We start from the raw sequence: 16,349 nt of genomic DNA on the forward strand, positions 1-16,349 counted from the left end.
TCCGACGCGCCACGGCGTTATAGCTCAGTTGGTTAGAGCGAACGACTCATAATCGTTAGGTCCCTGGTTCAAATCCAGGTAACGCCACCATCCTCCCCCTTTGTTTCAGATGAACATCCGGCGTCAGCTCTGCTGCGTGCGCGCCGCGCTTGGGTTGCGCATGGGGCTGGAAGGGATAGAAGATAGCCCATGCCCCGCGCGGGTTTGAGCAGATGAAAGCAGCCTTATGACCACGGAAAACTTCGTTCACGAGATCAACGTCACTTGGGGCGATTGTGACCCGGCGCAGATCGCCTATACCGCGCGGCTGCCCTATTTCGCGCTGGATGCGATCAACGCGTGGTGGGAGGCGCATTTTGACGGTGACGGCTGGTTTCAGCTTCAGATCGACCGCAATATCGGCACGCCTTTCGTCAACCTGTCGATGGATTTTCGCAGCCCGGTCACCCCGCGGCACAAGCTGATGTGCGAAACCTATCCAACACGGCTTGGTAATAAATCCATCACCTTCGGCATGAAGGCGCGGCAGAATGGGGTGCTGTGTTTCGAAGGGTCTTTCACCTGCGTCTTCACCATCGCGGATGTGTTCAAAAGCCAATCCGCGCCCGAAGAATTGGCTCGTGTGATCAAACCTTTGGTCCGCGCCGACCTCGCCTGAGGCAATTGCGCCGCGAGCAGTTGAAGTTCCCCCGATTGCAGCGTCTTATCGCGCAGCACATTGAGGGAGACGAAGATGACGATCAGGACTGCGGTAATCGGATTGGGGATCATGGGCCGGCGCATGGCCGAGAACATGGTGCTGCACCCTGACTTCACGGTCACCACTATGTGGGATCCCGACCCCGCGGCCTGCGCCGCCGCGCAGGAGGTCGCGCCGGAAGCGGTTGTCTCCGCCACCGCGTCCGAGGCGATGGCCGATGTCGATCTCGTTTACCTCGCCTGCCCCCGGTGCCGCGCAAAGCCTATGCGCTTGAGGCCGCGGCAGCGGGCAAGGCGATCTTTCTCGAAAAACCGCTTGGTGTGGACATTGCAGAGAGCCGTGCCTTGGTGGCCGAGTTGCAGGCCGCAGGCGTTCCGGCGGCGGTCAACTTTACCCAAGCGGCGGGGGCGGCGCTGACCGATCTGACGCGGTCGATCCAAGAGGGCGCGCTTGGCGATCTTTGCGGCATCGACATCATCGTGACCTATCCGGCATGGCCCCGCGCGTGGCAGGTGGATGCCGATTGGCTGCGCTTTGCCGCTGAGGGGGGTATGACGCGCGAGGTGATCTCGCATTTCCTGTTCCTGAGCGAGCGGGTGTTGGGGCCGCTGACCCTGCAATGGGCCCATGCGGAATACCCCGACGACAAGCTCTGCGAGACCCATGTGGCGGCGCGGCTGGTCAATTCGGAGGGCTTGCCGGTTTCGATCCTCGGCTCTGTCGGCGGCGCGCAGCCGGACCGGCAGGAGGTGACGGTGAAAGGCGCGAAGGCCAGCCGCCGCATCTCGGAATTCTCTATCGACACCGTCTCGACCGGTGAGAATTTCGCGCCGACCAGCGACGCCCCCGCCGACACCCGCGCCGCCAGCCTCAAGGCGCAGCTTGACGACATGGCGCTGTTGATGGCGGGCAAGCCCAGCCGTCTGGCCACGCCAGAGGAAGCGCTGCGGGTGCAAGAACTGATCGAAGGCATCTTGGCCAACCGGGGGGTGCAGTCATGACCGCCACGCTGCAATCTTCGCCCGAGACCTGCCATTGGGGCTATTTCGAGGCCAGCCGCCCGCCTGCGCTGACGATCCAAAGCGGCGAAGAGGTGATCATCAACACGGTCTCTGGCGCGCCCAATTGCCTGCCGCCCGAGGGCTTCCACGTCCCCCCCGAACTCTACGACATCCACAAGGCAGGTCCGCCGCCGATGCCTGGCCATATCCTGACCGGGCCGGTCGCCGTCGAAGGCGCGATGCCCGGCGATGTGCTGAAGGTCGAAATCCTTGATGTCGCGCTGCGGCAGGACTGGGGTATAACTTCATCCGCCCCTTGGCAGGCACGCTGCCGCAGGATTTCCCCGAGACCTATCACAGCAATATCCCGCTGGATGCAGAGCGGGGCGTCGCCCGGCTGCCTTGGGGGCTGGAACTGCCCTTGGCCCCGTTCTTTGGCGTGATGGCCGTGGCGCCGCCGCCCGAATGGGGCCGGATCGCGACGATCGAGCCGCGCAAGCATGGGGGCAATCTGGATAACAAGGAACTGGTGGCGGGCAGCACGCTTTACCTGCCGGTCTTCAACGAAGGGGCGCTGTTTTCCTGCGGGGATGGGCATGGCGCGCAGGGCGATGGGGAGGTCTGCGTCACGGCGATTGAGACCGCGCTACAGGGGCGCTTCCGTCTGACCGTGTTAAAGGACCGCACAGTCAGCTATCCGCAGGCCGAAACGCCGACCCATGTGATCACCATGGGCATGGCCCCCGACCTCGACCGCTGCGCGGAGATGGCCCTGCGCGAGATGATCGCATTGGTCTCAGCACGCGCGGGGATCAGCCGCGAGGATGCCTATGTGCTCTGTTCGCTGGCCGGTGATCTGCGGATCACCCAGACGGTGAACCGTGAAAAGGGCGTGCATATGATGATGGCGAAAGAGTTGATCGGCGGTTAACCGCACCGCCTCGCCAAGAAAAAGGGCCGCATCGCTGCGGCCCTTTCGCGTGTCTACTTAGCGGCAGATCATTCTTCCGCCCAAGCCATCCGGGCCGGGTGGTATTCGAACCCGATGTGATGCGCGGCACCCACCAGCCCCTCGCGGGTGTGGTTGTAAAGCGAACGCCAGTAGGGCTGGATCGTGACGCCATCGTCTTGCAGCATCTTCTCACCCTTCGCCATGATCTCGCGCCGTGCTTCGACATCCGCCGTGGCCAGCGCCTCTGACAGCAGGGCGTCGAACTCAGGGTTGGCATAGCCGAACTCGTTCCATGCCTCGCCCGAGCGATAGGCCAGCGCCCAGATTTGCACGCCCAGAGGCCGCGCGTTCCAGTTGGTGGAGGAGAAGGGATATTTCACCCAGTCGTTCCAGAAGGTGGAGCCGGGCAGGATGGTGCGTTTGACCTTGATGCCCGCGTCACGCAGTTGGGCTGCCACGGCATCGGTGGTGTCTTTGCGCCATGCATCGTCGATCGAGAAGAGCTCATGCTCGTAATCCGCCATCCCCGCCTCTTCCATCAGCGCGCGGGCGGCTTCGGGGTCGGTCTTGGGCGGCTCGATCTCGGCGTATTCGGGATGCATCGGGCCGACGTGGTGGTTCTCGGCGACGAGGCCGCGCCCGGCGTAGCCCAGTTCCAGCAGCACGGCATTGTCGACCGCGAGTTGCAGCGCGTTGCGCACGCGCTTGTCCTCGTAAGGTTTCATGCCGTCGACTTCGGCTAATTGGTTGGGGCGGATCACGATGGTCGCCGCCGTGGCGATCTCGTTCTCGACCCAGCCGTCCAGCGTGCTCATCACGTCGATATATTCGCCTTCCATGGAGTAGAATGCGTCAACCTCTTCGGCCTCGGCCGCGGCGATCCATGCGGAAGGATCGGTGCCGTAGTCGATATATTCCAAACGATCAATGTAGGGCCCGCCGAAGACCTCGGTGCCCCACCATGTGTGATCGGGGTTCTTGACCAGCACGCTTTTCACGCCAACTTCGAGCGACTCGGGCAGGTAGGGGCCGGTGCCTTTGGGGTTTTCCAGCATCGTGTCGGGGTCGAACCCTTCGGGCGTGATGGCGGCGGGGTAGTCGGCCATGCCGGGGATCAGCGTGATGTCGGATTTGGGGAGCGTGAGCTTGACGGTGTGGTCATCCACCACCTCGATCGCGCCTTCGATGGCCTTGCCGGTTTCCTCATCCACCAGTGTGGCGAAACGGCCCGCCATGGAGTTGCCTTCGAGCGACTTGTCGCACCAGCCTTCGATGTTGCGTGCCACGTCCTGCGCGGTGAAGGCGGTGCCGTCGTTCCATGTCACGCCCTTGCGGACGTTCAGCGTGTATTCGGTGGCGTCGTCGTTGATCTCCCAGCTTTCCAGCAGGCCGGGGGTGAAGGTGCCGTCATTCTCCCAGATGGCGAGGTATTCCAGCCAGCCGCGGCTGAAGTTGGCGATCTGAGACCAGTCATAGGTGCGCGGATCTTTCAGGGCACGCACCTCCATCTGCATCCGCACGGTGCCGCCTTCCTTGAGGTTGGCATGGGCCGCCGCACGCGCGGGCGCGGCCATGCCAAGCATCCCGTAGGCTGTGGCGGACGTGGCCCCGAAGGCGCTCGCAATCGCCAGAAACTCGCGTCTGCTGACGGGGTCTTTCTTGGCGTTCTCGGCTGATTTCAGCACGGATTGCGGCAGCGGTTTTCCGGTGCGTGTCAAAAATTCCATGATTTTCCTCTCTGTTGGTGCGTTGGCCGGGCCATCGCGAATCCCCACTTTTCACGGTGGGGCAGGTGATGCAGTTAACCTGCTTTTGTCGCCTCTTGAGGTGGGCGCGGGGTGTTTAGTCTGCCGATCAGGCGCGTTGCGTCAAGCCTGTCGCGGGAAGTTGAGCAGCAAGCTAGCGCAGGAAAGCGGCCCGGCAAGCGCGGGCGTGGGGGAAAAGTGTTGTGAAGCTGGCGGGTTAGACCAGATCGCGCGCGGCTTTGAAAAGCGCCGCAAGCCGGGAGGGATCGCCGAGTTCATTGGCCAGCATCAGAACCAATCGGGCGTTGAGGGCGTGGCTTTCCGCCTCGGTCAGCCCTTCGTGGGCGGCCATGAGGGCGGCATAGACGCTGTCGCCCTCGGCGCCGAGGTTGTCTTCGAGGATCATGCGGTGGCTCCTTTCGCACGGTCATAGGCGCGGGCAATCGCGGCGCTGTCGGGCCGGTCGAAGACGGCGCAGACATGGCCATCGGGGCGCAGCAGATAGAGGAACCCGCTGCCATAGCGCCGCTGCGCGTGGCCGTCCTTTCCCTGAAAACAGGGGTAAGCATCATGGGATTGATCGATGCCGATCCGGGCAAGGCCGGGGAGGTCGGGGGCGGTGATCTCGCCCACGGCGAGGAGGGCGAACTGGCCCTGAACCGCGCCCAACAGCCAGCAATCCCCGCAGGCCCGACCAATGGCGCGTCGATCAATGCGCTGCCGGGGCGCAGGGGCGCGTCGCCTGCGGTTTGCAGCGGGCTATGGGCCTGCGTGCAGGGCTGCGACAACCGGCCTGAGTTGATCAGTTTGCGCGCGAAAGGTTGCTTTGCTGCGAGGTTTAGCACCTCGTTGCGAAACAGGGTCTCGATGGGGGATTTCGGCGTCATGAAATTGGTCGCGCGGGCGGAGTTGCGCATGTTCTCATCCGCGCCATGGCCGCGTTCGATGTCATAGCTTTCGATCAGGCTTGGCGGCGCTTCGCCCTGCACAACAGCCGCCAGCTTCCAGCCGAGGTTGTCGACATCCTGCACCCCGCCATTGCCGCCCCGCGCCCCGAAGGGGCTGACCACATGGGCGCTGTCGCCGACAAAGACGACGCGGTCATGCACGAACCCCTCCAGCCGCGCGCAGCGGAACTTATAGACGCTCATCCAATCCAGCCGGAACGGCGCATCGCCCAGCATTTGTTTCAGGCGGGGGACGACCTTCTCTTCGGTCGCTTCGGCTTTTGGGTCGGTCTCTGGCCCCAGTTGCAGGTCGATGCGGTAGATGTTGTCGGGCTGTTTGTGCAGCAGGGCGGATTGGCCGTTGTGAAAGGGTGGGGCGAACCAGAACCACCGCTCGGGCGTGTCATGGTCGCCGAAGGGGGAGGTCTCCATCTCTACATCGGCGATGAGGAAATGTTCGTCAAAGGTCTGCCCCTCGAAGGGCAGGTTCATCCGTTTGCGCGTGGCCGAGCCTGCGCCATCGCAGGCGATGTACCAGTCGGTCTCAAGCCGGTAGGGGCCATCCGGCGTCTCGACCGTCAACTCGACATGATCGGCGTGGCCCTTGTGATCAGTCACCTTGTTGAGAAAACGCAGGTCGATCAGATCGGGGAACTCCTGCGCGCGTTCAATGAGATACTCTTCAACGTAATATTGCTGAAGGTTCACGAAGGCCGGATATTTATGCCCCGGCTCGGGCAGCAGGTCGAAGTTGTAGACCTCCTGTTCCCCGTGAAACTGGCGGCCCACTTTCCACGTCACGCCCTTTTCCAACATCCGCTCGCCGATGCCGAGCCTGTCGAAAATCTCCAGCGTCCGTTTCGCCCAGCAGATCGCGCGGGAGCCGAGGGAGACGACGTTGTTGTCATCCAGCACGACCGATCTGACCCCGCGCAGGGCCAAGTCCACGGCCATCGACAGGCCGATAGGGCCAGCGCCTACGATCACCACCGGGTGCCGCGGCTCGGGCGCGGTCAGGCCGGGTGGGGGGCTGTAGGGGAAGGGGGTGTAGGCATAGGCCATGGCGGTATCCTCAGAGAAGGGCGCGCAAGATCAGCAGGGCCAGCAAGGCCAGTGTCACCAGCGCCACCCGGCGGCGCGCACCGCGATATTCGGGCGCGCGCAGCATCTTTGACCAAACCTGCGCCGCATCGCGCAGCCCGGCGTAGGGCTGCCCGCTGCGGCGCGCCGCATGGCGGCGGTGCTCCATCACCAGCGCGAAGACCAGATAGAACCAGAGTGCCAGCGCCAGCACGATCAGGGCAGGAAGAAGCGCGGTCAGGGACATCAGTCCGACAGCGCCTCCCACATCTCTTTGTCGCGCGCCGCCGTCCAGATGCGCGGCGTGTCGATGTCGAGCGCTTCGTCATAGGCACGGGCGACGTTGAAGGGCAGGCAGTGCTCATAGATTGCATAATCGCCGAACTTGGGGTCGCATTCGGCGCGCACGGCGTCCCAAGCCTCTTTCAGCGTGCCGCCACGCAGGGCCACGCGGGCCGCCGGGCGGTAGGTGGAGCGGACGAAATCGGCGGTGCTGTCGATCGCGGCATTAACCATCTCGCGCCCCACCAGCGCGTCGCCCCGGCCCGGCGCGATGGCGTCGAGGTCGAAGGCGCGGATGCGTTCCAGCGTGTCGGGCCAGTCGTGGAAATGCCCGTCGCCGCAGTAGCAGGCGGAGTGATATTCCACGATGTCACCGGTGAACATGACGTTCTGATCGGGCACATAGATCACCGCGTCACCGGCCGTATGGGCGCGACCCAGCTGCATGATATCGACCCGGCGTTTGCCGAGGTAGACGCTCATCCGTCCGTCGAAGGTAGTGGTGGGCCACGTCAGGCCGGGGATGCTCTCGTGACCTTCGAAGAGGCGGGGGAAACGCTCGAATTCGCTGTCCCAATCCTCTTGCCCGCGTTCGGCGACCATGGCGCGGGCCTTCTCGGACATGATGATCTGCGAGGTACCAAAGGCGGAGGCTCCGAGCACGCGCACGGCGTGGTAATGGGTCAGCACCAGATGGCTGATCGGCTTGTCGGTGACCGAGCGGACGCATTCGATGACCTTATTCGCCAGTCGCGGTGTCGCCTGCGCTTCGATGATCATCACGCTGTCGTCGCCGATGATCACGCCGGAGTTCGGATCGCCCTCGGCGGTGAAAGCGTAGAGACCCTCACCCACCTCGGTAAAAGAGATCTCTTTTTCGGTCATATCGCCTTGGGATGCGAATTGCTTGGCCATGTGTTGTCCTTCTGTCTTGCTTCGCCAGCGCGGATGCGCGGTCTGTTCAGGAAAAGTCGATTGCCGGGCGGACCTTGCCGGTGCAGGCGCCGAAACCCACGCGAAAGCCATCGCCCTGCGCGTGGCCGGTGAGGGTCAGCGTGTCGCCGTCTTCGACAAAGCTGCGGGTGCTGCCGTCTGCGAGGGTGATCGGCTCCTTGCCGCCCCATGACAGTTCCAGCAGCGACCCGCGTTGCGATTTTTCGGGGCCGGAGATCGTGCCGGAACCCAGCAGATCGCCCGCGTTCATCGCACAGCCCGAAGAGGCATGATGCGTCAACTGCTGCGCGGCGGAGTAATACATCTCGCGATAATTGGTGCGGGCGATTTCCTCGGCCTCGCCGCCCTCAGGCTGGAGCATCACCGACAGGTCGATGTCAAAAAGGCCGGGTTTGCTCTCGCGCAGATAGGGCAGCAGGTCTTTCTCCCGCGCGGGCGTCGAGGTTCGGAAGGGCTCCAACGCGTCGCGGGTCACGATCCAAGGTGAGATCGAGGTGGCGAATGCCTTGGCCTGAAACGGGCCGAGCGGTTGGTATTCCCACGCCTGAATGTCCCGCGCCGACCAGTCGTTCAGCAGGACATAGCCAAAGATCATTTCATCCGCCGCGTCGATGCGGATCGGCTGGCCCATTTCGGTTGAGGTGCCGACGATCGCGCCCATCTCCAACTCGATATCGAGCTTCTGGCAGGGGCCGAAATGCGGCGCTTCGGCCTCGGGGGCTTTTAGCTGGCCGTTGGGCCGCGTGATCTCGGTCCCCGAGACGACGACGGTGGAGGCGCGGCCATTATAGCCGATGGGGATGTGCAGCCAATTCGGCGGCAGGGCGTTCTCGGCCCCGCGAAACATGGTGCCGACATTCGTGGCGTGATGCTTGCCCGCGTAGAAATCCGTATATTCGGAAACCATCATCGGCATGTGCAACTGTGCTGCGCCCATCGGCACCAGATGGGGCGCCACAGCCGCCTGATCCGGTGCATCGGCGCTGAGGAGTTCGATCAGCCGGGAGCGCAAGGAAGCCCAAGCCGTGGGGCCAAGGTCCATCACATCGTTCCAATAGGGCACATCGAACAGCGGCTCTTCGGCGAGGGTGATCAGCCCCTCTTCCTCAAGCGCGGCCATGTCCACGATCTGATCGCCTATGGCCACGCCGCAGCGCGCCTCAAGCTGATTGGTCGAAAAGACGCCGTAGGGGAGGTTGTTCAGCGGGAAATCGGTGGTGGCCGAATTGGCGCTTTCCACCCAAGAGGTCATCAGGGTCATTTTGGTCCTTTCGCGGACAGCGGTCACTTCTTGCCCGGGGTGCCGTCGAATTTCTTCTCAAGGCTCTCCCAGCAGTCGATGTAATCGTCCTGCAACGGCGCCTCGCGGGCGGCGAATTCGGTCAGATGCTGCGGAAAGCGGGTCTCGAACATGAAGGACATTGTGTTGTCGAGCTTATGGGGTGCCAACTCGGCATTCGACGCGCCCTCGAATGCGTTCCGGTCCGGCCCATGCGGCAGCATCATGTTGTGCAGGCTCATGCCGCCGGGAACGAAGCCCTTGGGCTTGGCGTCATACTGGCCGTGGATATTGCCCATCAGCTCGGACATGATGTTCTTGTGATACCACGGCGGGCGGAATGTATCCTCGGCCACCATCCAGCGGTCGCGGAACAGCACGAAGTCGATATTGGCCGTCCCCTCCACGCCCGAGGGCGCGGTCAGCACGGTAAAGATCGACGGGTCCGGGTGATCGAACAGCACCGCGCCCACGGGGCAATAGGTGTTCAGGTCGTATTTCACCGGCGCATAATTGCCATGCCATGCAACAACGTCGAGCGGCGAATGCCCGATATGGGTCTCGTGGAACTGGCCGCACCACTTGATGGTGACGGTGGAGGGCACCTCGCGGTCCTCAAAAGCCGCCACGGGGGTCTTGAAGTCACGCGGGTTCGCCATGCAGTTGGCGCCGATCGGGCCGCGGGCTGGCAGGTGGAACTTCTGGCCGTAGTTCTCGCAGACAAAGCCGCGCGCGGGGCCGTCCAGCACCTCCACCCGGTAGACCAGCCCGCGCGGGATGATGGCGATCTCCTGCGGGGCGATGTCCATGACACCCAGCTCGGTGCAAAAGCGCAAGCAGCCCTCCTGCGGGACGATCAAAAGCTCGCTGTCGGCAGAGTAGAAATAGCTGTCCACCATGCTCTCGGTCACCAGATAGATATGGCTCGCCATGCCGACTTGGGTGTTCACATCCCCCGCCGTGGTCATCGTGCGCATGCCGGTCAGCCAAGTCAGCGGCGTGTCGGAATGCGGCACCGGATCCCAACGGTATTGGCCAAGGCTAGTCACATCCTGCGGCTGATGCGGCGCGGACTTCCAATAGGGCAGGTCGATCCGCGTGTAGCGCGACGAATGTTTGACCGAGGGCCGGATGCGGTAGCACCACGTACGCTCGTTCTGATGAGAGGGCGCGGTAAAAGCCGTGCCGGAAAGCTGTTCGCCATAGAGGCCGTAGTTGCATTTCTGCGGGGAGTTCATGCCCTGCGGCAGGGCGCCGGGCAGGGCTTCGGTTTCGAAATCATTGCCGAAACCCGGCATATAGCCCGGATGCGTGCCCGATGTGGTGGCCGCGGTTGTCATCGTCGATGGCTTGGACTGGCTGGTCATCTGTGCCCCCTTGCAGAATCTGTTACAAGCGTAATAGTTGAATTTGTAACTAACAAGCGGCGCAGCATGGCGGACGGTGACTTTCAGCTTCAGTATTTCCTGCCCTACCTGCTGAACCAAGCGGCGGAGGCGTCATCGCTTGAGTTTCAGCAGATCTACAAAAGCCGCTATGGCATGCTGCGCACCGAATGGCGGGTCTTGTTCCACCTCGGGCTCTATGGGCAACTCACGGCGAGCGAAATCGGCCAGCGCGCGCGGATGCATAAGACCAAGATCAGCCGCGCCGTGCACCGCCTGACCGAGCGGCGCTTCGTCACCCGCAGCCGCGACCCAGAGGATCGGCGGGTGGAGCATCTGTCGCTGACCCGGCAGGGCCAAGCGGCCTATGACGATCTGCGCGCCGTGGCGCAGCGCTACAATGCCGCGCTGATGGATGCGCTCGACCCTGCCGAGGCGGCGGTGCTGCGGCGGGCGCTGCTCAAGCTGTCGGATGTGGGGCAGGGGGGCTTTACTTAGCCCGTGGAAACCGCCACCGATGGCGCATGACCGATCAGACCAAAGGCCTCTTGCTCACCTTTCTTGGGGTGATGTGCATCGTTCCCGAAGCGCTTTTCGTGCGCGTCATCGACGCGCCGATGCTGACGCTCGCCTTTTGGAAGGTGACCCTCGTGGGCATGGCGATTGGCGCGGGCCTGCTGCTGGCCCAAGGCACCGCCCCCTTTCGCGCCCTCAGCCGCGCCGGATGGGCGAGCGCGATATACATCGGCGGCGTGGCCTGCGCCGGGGTCGGCTTCGTGCTGGCCGTGCGCCTGACCTCGGTCGCGAATGTGGTCTTCATCCTCGCCTCGCTGCCGGTCTTTGCTGCGATCTATAGCCGGGTCTTTCTGGGCGAGCCGATCAGCCGGCGCATGTTCTTTACCATCGCGGCGGTGCTCGCTGGCTTGGCCGTGATCGCCTTCGGCTCGGGCGAGACCGAGAATGCCTCGCGCACAGGCGATCTGCTGGCCCTGTCGATCTCGGCCATCTTCGCCGGAGCGCTGACAGCGGCGCGCCACGCGCGCGCGGTGTCGATGGTGCCGGCGGTGGCATTGGCCTATCTGCTGGCCGGGGCGGTGCTGCTGCCCGTGGCGCAGCCGCTGCACATGCCCACCGCAGAACTGCCGCAGATTCTGCTCTACGCGGCGTTCATGGCCGCCAGCGCCGGGCTCATCGCGCTTGGCCCGCGCTATATCTCAAGCGCCGAAGTGGGCCTGCTCGTTTTGTTGGAATCCGTGCTGGCGCCGCTGCTGGTCTGGGCGGTGCTGGGCGAAGACCCCGGGATCTATGCGTTGATCGGCGGGGGATCGTCGTGGGCGCGCTGTTCCTGTCGAACCTCATCGCCCTGTCGCGCCGCCGCCGGGTCGTTCCCCGCTGCCGCGCCACTAGGATCAAAAGTCGGGGCTGACGCCCGGCAACTCCAACGCCTTGATCAAATCACGCAGCTCCTGCCGCGCGGCGATGTTCGAGATATTGAGCTGTTTCACCCCGATATCCTTGAGGTCCAGCAAGGTCAGACCGCGCGGGAAAAGCTCCCGAAAGATCACCCGCTCATTGAACCCCGGCGCGGTGCGAAAGCCGATCCGCTTGCTGAGGTTGTTGATCGCGCGCTCCATCTTCTCCTTATTGACCATGCGCTGCGCCCCCAAACGGTTGCGCACCACGATCCAATCGATCGCCGACAGCCCGGCCTGCGCCCTGAGCTGCCGCGCGTTCCAAACCATCTCGGAATAGACGGAGGGGCCGGTGATCTTTTCGCCATTGGCATCGATATGGGCCAAAAGATCAAAGTCGATGAAACTGTCGTTCAGCGGCGTGATCAATGTGTCCGCCAGCGAATGGGCCACCTGACTGAGCCGCGTGTGCGATCCGGGGCAGTCGATCAGAATGAAATCATTGTCTGGCTCCAGCGCCGCCACCGCCGCGCTCAGACGATGGTCATACATGTTCTCGCCGGGGCGCAGGCTGCTGGCCTCCACATCCGGCAATTCGCACAGCGTCGGACTGGCCAGCGTCAGGCCGGACTCGCGCATGAAGGCACTGCGGTTCTCGATATAGCGCCCAAAGGTCCGTTGCCGCAGGTCGAGGTCCAGCCCGCTGACCTTATGGCCAAGCCGCGCCAAGGCCGTCGCCACATGCATGGAAACGGTCGATTTGCCCGCGCCGCCTTTTTCGTTACCGACGACGATAATATGCGCCATACTGCTGTCCCTTCGCGCCTGCCCTTCAAGACAGGATATTGTTGAGCCGCACTATATGTAGGGTTCACGCCTTTGGAAAGTGGCGAGGCCGCTTGTTCAGCCCGACCGTGGCAGCCCTGCCGCGTTTGGACATCGCGCACATTTGCGCTATTTTCACCGCCCAAGGCGCCGTGTAACACCGCGCCTTACCGCGCGCCCGCGCACCCCAACGAACCGCTCAAGCAAGGCCTTCCTCATGCCAGATCACCACCCCACCACATCGAAACCAACAACTGCCCGCGGCGTGCTGCCGTCTCTGGGCATGGTGATCGCGGAATTCGCGCTGGTTTGCCTGCTGGTGGCGCTGGTGCCTGTGACGGTCTACCTCGATACGGCCGTTCTGGGCGAGGGCGTCACCGAAGACTCGCTGACCGAACATATGCACAACACCCTGCTGGCCATCGCGGCTGGGGTTTTCATGATGGGCGCTTATCAACACGTGGGCATGCGGGGGTATCTCACGCTGGCGGCCACGCTCTTCGCTTGCATGTTCCTGCGCGAATATGACGCCGCGCTCGACCGTATCCAACATGGGTTCTGGATCTACCCCGCCCTCGTGACTCTGGCAGTGGGCAGCTTTATCGCATGGCGCAATCGCGGCACCACGCTGCTGCCCATGCTGCACCACCTGCAAACCCGCTCCGCCACCTTCGTCTATATCGGCGTGGTGCTGCTGCTCTTCTTCTCGCGGATTTTCGGCACCGGCGCCCTGTGGGAGGCCGTCATGGGCGCCGCCTATGACCCGCAAATCAAAACCACCGTCCAAGAGGGCACAGAACTGCTCGCCTATCTGCTGATCGCCTATGGCGCGGTGCTGTCACACCTGCACGGCTACGGCGCCCAAGCCGCCCTACAAGAACGCCGCCTCTAACCCGGCCTCCCCCATGCGCGCCGGCCCCCACCGGCACGCATACCCCTTAACTTCATCCTTTCAAAAATACCTCCACACCGCTTGCCGCACACACCCGGCCCCGGCCCCATCCACTGCCCCAGCCCCCAAACGCAAAAGGCGCGACCCCGAGGGGCCGCGCCTTTGTTTCGCACTGTCGGTAAGGCTTAGAAGCCCAGACCTGCGTATTTGTTCTTGAACTTCGACACGCGGCCGCCGGTGTCCATGATGCGGCCAGTGCCGCCGGTCCAGGCAGGGTGCACGGAGGGGTCGATGTCGAGCGACAGCTGGTCGCCTTCTTTGCCCCATGTCGATTTCATTTCCACAACGGTGCCGTCGGTCATTTTGACGTTGATGATGTGGTATTCGGGATGTGTATCGGTTTTCATCGACCAGTCCTTTATGCGTTCGCGCCGGAAAGCGGCTTGTAGTGGACGTTTTCGGCGATCCGTGCGGATTTGCCGCGGCGGCTGCGCAGGTAGTACAGCTTGGCACGACGCACGCGACCACGGCGCACGACGGTGATGCTGTCGATGTTGGTCGAATGCAGCGGGAACACACGCTCCACGCCTTCGCCAAAGGAAATCTTGCGCACGGTGAAGGACCCGGCGATGCCGTGACCGTTCTTGCGCGAAATGCAGACGCCTTCGTAGTTCTGCACACGGGTGCGGGTGCCTTCGGTGACTTTAAAGCCAACACGAACGGTATCACCGGCACGGAAGTCGGGGATCTCTTTCCCCAGTTCGGCGACTTGTTCCGCCTCGATCTCTGCGATCAGGTTCATCTGACCATTCTCCTATGATGTTCGCGGTATTCCACGAAATTATGTCGCGACCCAGAGCTTCGGGTTCTATCGGGCAGCGCTGCAATCGTTTCCGATCAAGGCCCCCCGCCGGAGGTATCGTCGTCATTACTTAGTTTTCTGCGTAAAACGCAAAGCACCGGAGCCGCCAAAGCGATTCCGGATGCGCGGGGTATAGGGGCCAAAAGCGATAGGATCAAGGGGGCTGTGGCCACCTTGATCCTCAGTGTTTCAGACCTCTGCGCGCTGGCGCGTCAGGCCAGCGCGATCACGCCCAAGACAACGAGCAGGAACAGCACCAGCACGATGCCGATCAGCACTTTCGCCCCGGTCATCGCGGCACCCGATACGCGGCCAAAGCCCAAGAGTGCTGCAACGGCGGCGACGATCAACAGAATAAGAATAAGTTCAAGCATTTGGATTCTCCCTCCGATATGGGAGATCAACGCGCCGCGCAGGGGCGGGTTCCGTATCGGGGCGCGGGCTCAGTCCTTGCTCTCGAACGCGGCCCACATGTCAGGGCGGCGCTTGCGGGTCAGCTCTTCGGCCTGCGCCTGCCGCCATTTCGCGATCTCGCCATGGTTGCCCGACATTAAAACGGGCGGAATCTCGCGCCCTTCCCATTCGGCGGGGCGGGTATATTGCGGATGTTCCAGCAAGCCCGAGGCGTGGCTTTCCTCTTCGATGCTCTCGGCATTGCCCAGCACGCCGGGCAAGAGGCGCACAGTGGCGTCGATCATCGCTTGGGCGGCCAACTCGCCCCCCGTCATGACGAAATCGCCCAAGCTGACCTCGGTGATGCCGAAATGCTCGATCACCCGCTCGTCGACCCCCTCGAACCGCCCGCAGAGCATTGTCACCCCGCGCAGCTTGCCAGATCGCGCGCCATGGCCTGATCGAACCGCCGCCCGCGCGGCGACATGTAGAGGATCGGCCAGCGCCCATGTGCGTGGCTTTGCGCGCGCGCCAGCGCCGGGCCGACCACATCGGCGCGCATGACCATGCCCGCCCCGCCGCCTGCGGGGGTGTCATCGACATTGCGGTGCTTGCCGATGCCAAAGTCGCGCAGGTCATGGGTGTGCAATTGCCAACGCCCTTCATGCAGCGCCTTTCCGGTCAGGCTGGCGCCCAGCACACCGGGGAAGAGATCGGGAAACAGCGTGACGATCCGGGCCTGCCAGACATCGGCGTAATCGGGCGCGTCTTGCATCAGGGCGCGAGGTTTGAGGCTGGGCCGTGCGCTTTGACGTCCGTGAGAGCGGGTGGGTTTCATGCGGTTCCTGCCTGTTGCAATAGGGCGGTCTTGGCGCGGCGGCGCGCCTCGGGGTCATCGGCGTGTTGGCGGTTGGCGTCAAGCAGAGCCTGCAAAAGTTCCGCAGGCAAGCGCTGGTTCTCGGGCGGGGGCACGGTTATCTGCGCCAAGACCTCAGGCGGCAATGCGCAGAGGTCCAAAAGCGGCGTCGCGGGGCCGAGCGGCAGGTCGCGGCAGGCCTCCAGCCGCGCGTGATGCACCGGGCAGGGCAGGCGGCGGGCAATCGTTTCGGCCACCGCATCCAAATCTGCCGCTGGGGCGTAGCGGGCAGTGAAAGTGGCAAGGTCGAGCGTCATGGAGGAGGCTTTGACATGCTCCCAATAGGCCGAAGCGATCCAATCCGCCGGATCGCGGGTCGAGAGGTAGACCATGATCTCCGCCCGGGGGAAACGGCGGCGCAGGCTGCGGGTAAAGGTCTCCAGCAGGTCGGGCGCAGCGCTGTAGTCGGCCAGATCGCCTCGTCCGGGCATGTGACCGGCCAGTTCCTCGGCCGAGAGGACCAGCGTGCGGCGCGGCATCCGGGGCAGGGCATCGAGAAGGGCGTCGAAGCGGTATTCGGCCTTGAGCAGCGTGAGCGGGTCGCGCCATGTGGAATAGCCGCGCGCGGCATGCAGCAGGTCTTTCATCTGCCAGCGCAGGCGCAGGGCAACATGGGGTTTCAGCAGGGCGCGGTTGGCGCGCAGGATGGCTTGAACGGAACTGGTCCCGGTCTTGTGAAAGCCGGGATGCAGGATGATCCGGCGGGGCATCATCCGGCTCCGGT

The 16,349-nt window shown here is 63.5% G+C and carries 17 protein-coding genes, 1 tRNA gene and 4 pseudogenes; 9 read left to right on the forward strand and 13 right to left on the reverse strand.

The annotated features are described in order from the left end of the window. The first annotated feature begins 13 nt into the window (after positions 1-13). The 6 genes and pseudogenes from CUR85_RS09555 to CUR85_RS09580 all read left to right on the forward strand — a co-directional run bounded on the left by CUR85_RS09555 (position 14) and on the right by CUR85_RS09580 (position 2,632). Positions 14-90: transfer RNA gene (locus CUR85_RS09555), tRNA-Met, on the forward strand. A gap of 136 nt (positions 91-226) precedes the next feature. Continuing rightward, on the forward strand, positions 227-658 hold the full coding sequence (locus tag CUR85_RS09560) for an acyl-CoA thioesterase (RefSeq protein WP_067268618.1): 432 nt from the start codon (positions 227-229) through the stop codon (positions 656-658). A gap of 135 nt (positions 659-793) precedes the next feature. Next, positions 794-892: pseudogene (locus CUR85_RS20165) on the forward strand (gfo/Idh/MocA family oxidoreductase); the annotation flags it as partial. Between the two features lie 56 nt (positions 893-948). Next, the gene (locus CUR85_RS09570; RefSeq protein ID WP_280322898.1) at positions 949-1,701 is read left to right on the forward strand and encodes a Gfo/Idh/MocA family oxidoreductase; all 753 of its coding nucleotides are present in this window, start codon (positions 949-951) and stop codon (positions 1,699-1,701) included. Further along, entirely contained in the window at positions 1,698-2,144 is a 447-nt protein-coding gene (locus tag CUR85_RS09575) for an acetamidase/formamidase family protein (RefSeq protein WP_280322614.1), read from the forward strand. The genes CUR85_RS09570 and CUR85_RS09575 overlap by 4 nt, the downstream gene beginning before the upstream one ends. Then, positions 2,144-2,632: an acetamidase/formamidase family protein gene (locus CUR85_RS09580; protein WP_280322876.1), complete on the forward strand. Its 489-nt coding sequence runs from the start codon at positions 2,144-2,146 to the stop codon at positions 2,630-2,632. The genes CUR85_RS09575 and CUR85_RS09580 overlap by 1 nt, the downstream gene beginning before the upstream one ends. Positions 2,633-2,700: 68 nt before the next feature. On the opposite strand, the gene CUR85_RS09585 is transcribed toward CUR85_RS09580, so the two are convergent. The 7 genes and pseudogenes from CUR85_RS09585 to hmgA all read right to left on the reverse strand — a co-directional run bounded on the left by CUR85_RS09585 (position 2,701) and on the right by hmgA (position 10,307). Then, positions 2,701-4,380, reverse strand: a complete 1,680-nt coding sequence (locus CUR85_RS09585; protein WP_067268623.1) for an ABC transporter substrate-binding protein — start codon at positions 4,378-4,380, stop codon at positions 2,701-2,703. 235 nt (positions 4,381-4,615) lie between these two features. After that, positions 4,616-4,804, reverse strand: coding sequence for a DUF2783 domain-containing protein (locus CUR85_RS09590; protein WP_067268625.1), 189 nt, complete (start codon positions 4,802-4,804; stop codon positions 4,616-4,618). 346 nt (positions 4,805-5,150) lie between these two features. Continuing rightward, positions 5,151-6,407 (reverse strand): annotated as a pseudogene (locus tag CUR85_RS09595) (FAD-dependent monooxygenase); the annotation flags it as partial. Positions 6,408-6,417: 10 nt separating this feature from the next. Beyond that, entirely contained in the window at positions 6,418-6,672 is a 255-nt protein-coding gene (locus CUR85_RS09600; protein ID WP_067268629.1) for a hypothetical protein, read from the reverse strand. Next, positions 6,672-7,622: an MBL fold metallo-hydrolase gene (locus CUR85_RS09605; RefSeq protein ID WP_067268630.1), complete on the reverse strand. Its 951-nt coding sequence runs from the start codon at positions 7,620-7,622 to the stop codon at positions 6,672-6,674. Before CUR85_RS09605 ends, CUR85_RS09600 begins: the two co-directional genes overlap by 1 nt. 46 nt (positions 7,623-7,668) lie before the next feature. After that, positions 7,669-8,922, reverse strand: a complete 1,254-nt coding sequence (fahA, locus tag CUR85_RS09610) for a fumarylacetoacetase (protein ID WP_067268632.1) — start codon at positions 8,920-8,922, stop codon at positions 7,669-7,671. Between the two features lie 23 nt (positions 8,923-8,945). Further along, positions 8,946-10,307, reverse strand: a complete 1,362-nt coding sequence (hmgA, locus tag CUR85_RS09615; protein WP_067268634.1) for a homogentisate 1,2-dioxygenase — start codon at positions 10,305-10,307, stop codon at positions 8,946-8,948. 66 nt (positions 10,308-10,373) lie between these two features. Here hmgA and CUR85_RS09620 point away from each other — a divergent pair, with 66 nt between their 5' ends. Continuing rightward, entirely contained in the window at positions 10,374-10,823 is a 450-nt protein-coding gene (locus CUR85_RS09620) for a MarR family winged helix-turn-helix transcriptional regulator (protein ID WP_067268636.1), read from the forward strand. 71 nt (positions 10,824-10,894) lie between these two features. After that, a pseudogene (locus CUR85_RS09625) lies at positions 10,895-11,590 on the forward strand (EamA family transporter); the annotation flags it as partial. A gap of 144 nt (positions 11,591-11,734) precedes the next feature. Here the strand turns inward: CUR85_RS09625 and CUR85_RS09630 are convergent. Then, positions 11,735-12,544 (reverse strand): division plane positioning ATPase MipZ, encoded by an 810-nt coding sequence (locus tag CUR85_RS09630; protein ID WP_067268640.1) that lies wholly within the window; start codon positions 12,542-12,544, stop codon positions 11,735-11,737. Positions 12,545-12,779: 235 nt separating this feature from the next. On the opposite strand from CUR85_RS09630, the gene CUR85_RS09635 reads away from it, so the two are divergent. Further along, positions 12,780-13,454: a hypothetical protein gene (locus tag CUR85_RS09635; protein ID WP_156505818.1), complete on the forward strand. Its 675-nt coding sequence runs from the start codon at positions 12,780-12,782 to the stop codon at positions 13,452-13,454. 185 nt (positions 13,455-13,639) lie between these two features. Here the strand turns inward: CUR85_RS09635 and rpmE are convergent, their stop codons facing one another. From rpmE to CUR85_RS09660, 5 genes and pseudogenes are all read right to left on the reverse strand, one after another. Further along, the gene (gene rpmE, locus CUR85_RS09640) at positions 13,640-13,861 is read right to left on the reverse strand and encodes a 50S ribosomal protein L31 (RefSeq protein WP_067262252.1); all 222 of its coding nucleotides are present in this window, start codon (positions 13,859-13,861) and stop codon (positions 13,640-13,642) included. 11 nt (positions 13,862-13,872) lie between these two features. Beyond that, the gene (gene rplS, locus CUR85_RS09645; RefSeq protein WP_067262249.1) at positions 13,873-14,256 is read right to left on the reverse strand and encodes a 50S ribosomal protein L19; all 384 of its coding nucleotides are present in this window, start codon (positions 14,254-14,256) and stop codon (positions 13,873-13,875) included. 272 nt (positions 14,257-14,528) lie between these two features. Then, the gene (locus CUR85_RS09650; RefSeq protein WP_082849512.1) at positions 14,529-14,690 is read right to left on the reverse strand and encodes a DUF1328 family protein; all 162 of its coding nucleotides are present in this window, start codon (positions 14,688-14,690) and stop codon (positions 14,529-14,531) included. Between the two features lie 69 nt (positions 14,691-14,759). Beyond that, positions 14,760-15,547, reverse strand: a pseudogene (gene trmD / locus CUR85_RS09655) (tRNA (guanosine(37)-N1)-methyltransferase TrmD). After that, positions 15,544-16,338, reverse strand: a complete 795-nt coding sequence (locus CUR85_RS09660; protein WP_280322615.1) for a hypothetical protein — start codon at positions 16,336-16,338, stop codon at positions 15,544-15,546. The pseudogene trmD and the gene CUR85_RS09660 overlap by 4 nt, the downstream one beginning before the upstream one ends. Between the last annotated feature and the right edge of the window lie 11 nt (positions 16,339-16,349).

The organism is Sulfitobacter faviae (assembly GCF_029870955.1).
Classification (GTDB): domain Bacteria; phylum Pseudomonadota; class Alphaproteobacteria; order Rhodobacterales; family Rhodobacteraceae; genus Sulfitobacter; species Sulfitobacter faviae.

Coding starts and splice junctions, on each gene's coding strand:
- CUR85_RS09560 (WP_067268618.1), top strand. CDS start 227: ATGACCACGGAAAACTTCGTTCACGAGATCAACGTCACTTGGGGCGAT.
- CUR85_RS09575 (WP_280322614.1), top strand. CDS start 1,698: ATGACCGCCACGCTGCAATCTTCGCCCGAGACCTGCCATTGGGGCTAT.
- CUR85_RS09580 (WP_280322876.1), top strand. CDS start 2,144: ATGGCCGTGGCGCCGCCGCCCGAATGGGGCCGGATCGCGACGATCGAG.
- CUR85_RS09585 (WP_067268623.1), bottom strand. CDS start 4,380: ATGGAATTTTTGACACGCACCGGAAAACCGCTGCCGCAATCCGTGCTG.
- CUR85_RS09590 (WP_067268625.1), bottom strand. CDS start 4,804: ATGATCCTCGAAGACAACCTCGGCGCCGAGGGCGACAGCGTCTATGCC.
- CUR85_RS09600 (WP_067268629.1), bottom strand. CDS start 6,672: ATGTCCCTGACCGCGCTTCTTCCTGCCCTGATCGTGCTGGCGCTGGCA.
- CUR85_RS09605 (WP_067268630.1), bottom strand. CDS start 7,622: ATGGCCAAGCAATTCGCATCCCAAGGCGATATGACCGAAAAAGAGATC.
- fahA (WP_067268632.1), bottom strand. CDS start 8,922: ATGACCCTGATGACCTCTTGGGTGGAAAGCGCCAATTCGGCCACCACC.
- hmgA (WP_067268634.1), bottom strand. CDS start 10,307: ATGACCAGCCAGTCCAAGCCATCGACGATGACAACCGCGGCCACCACA.
- CUR85_RS09620 (WP_067268636.1), top strand. CDS start 10,374: ATGGCGGACGGTGACTTTCAGCTTCAGTATTTCCTGCCCTACCTGCTG.
- CUR85_RS09630 (WP_067268640.1), bottom strand. CDS start 12,544: ATGGCGCATATTATCGTCGTCGGTAACGAAAAAGGCGGCGCGGGCAAA.
- CUR85_RS09635 (WP_156505818.1), top strand. CDS start 12,780: ATGCCAGATCACCACCCCACCACATCGAAACCAACAACTGCCCGCGGC.
- rpmE (WP_067262252.1), bottom strand. CDS start 13,861: ATGAAAACCGATACACATCCCGAATACCACATCATCAACGTCAAAATG.
- rplS (WP_067262249.1), bottom strand. CDS start 14,256: ATGAACCTGATCGCAGAGATCGAGGCGGAACAAGTCGCCGAACTGGGG.
- CUR85_RS09650 (WP_082849512.1), bottom strand. CDS start 14,690: ATGCTTGAACTTATTCTTATTCTGTTGATCGTCGCCGCCGTTGCAGCA.
- CUR85_RS09660 (WP_280322615.1), bottom strand. CDS start 16,338: ATGATGCCCCGCCGGATCATCCTGCATCCCGGCTTTCACAAGACCGGG.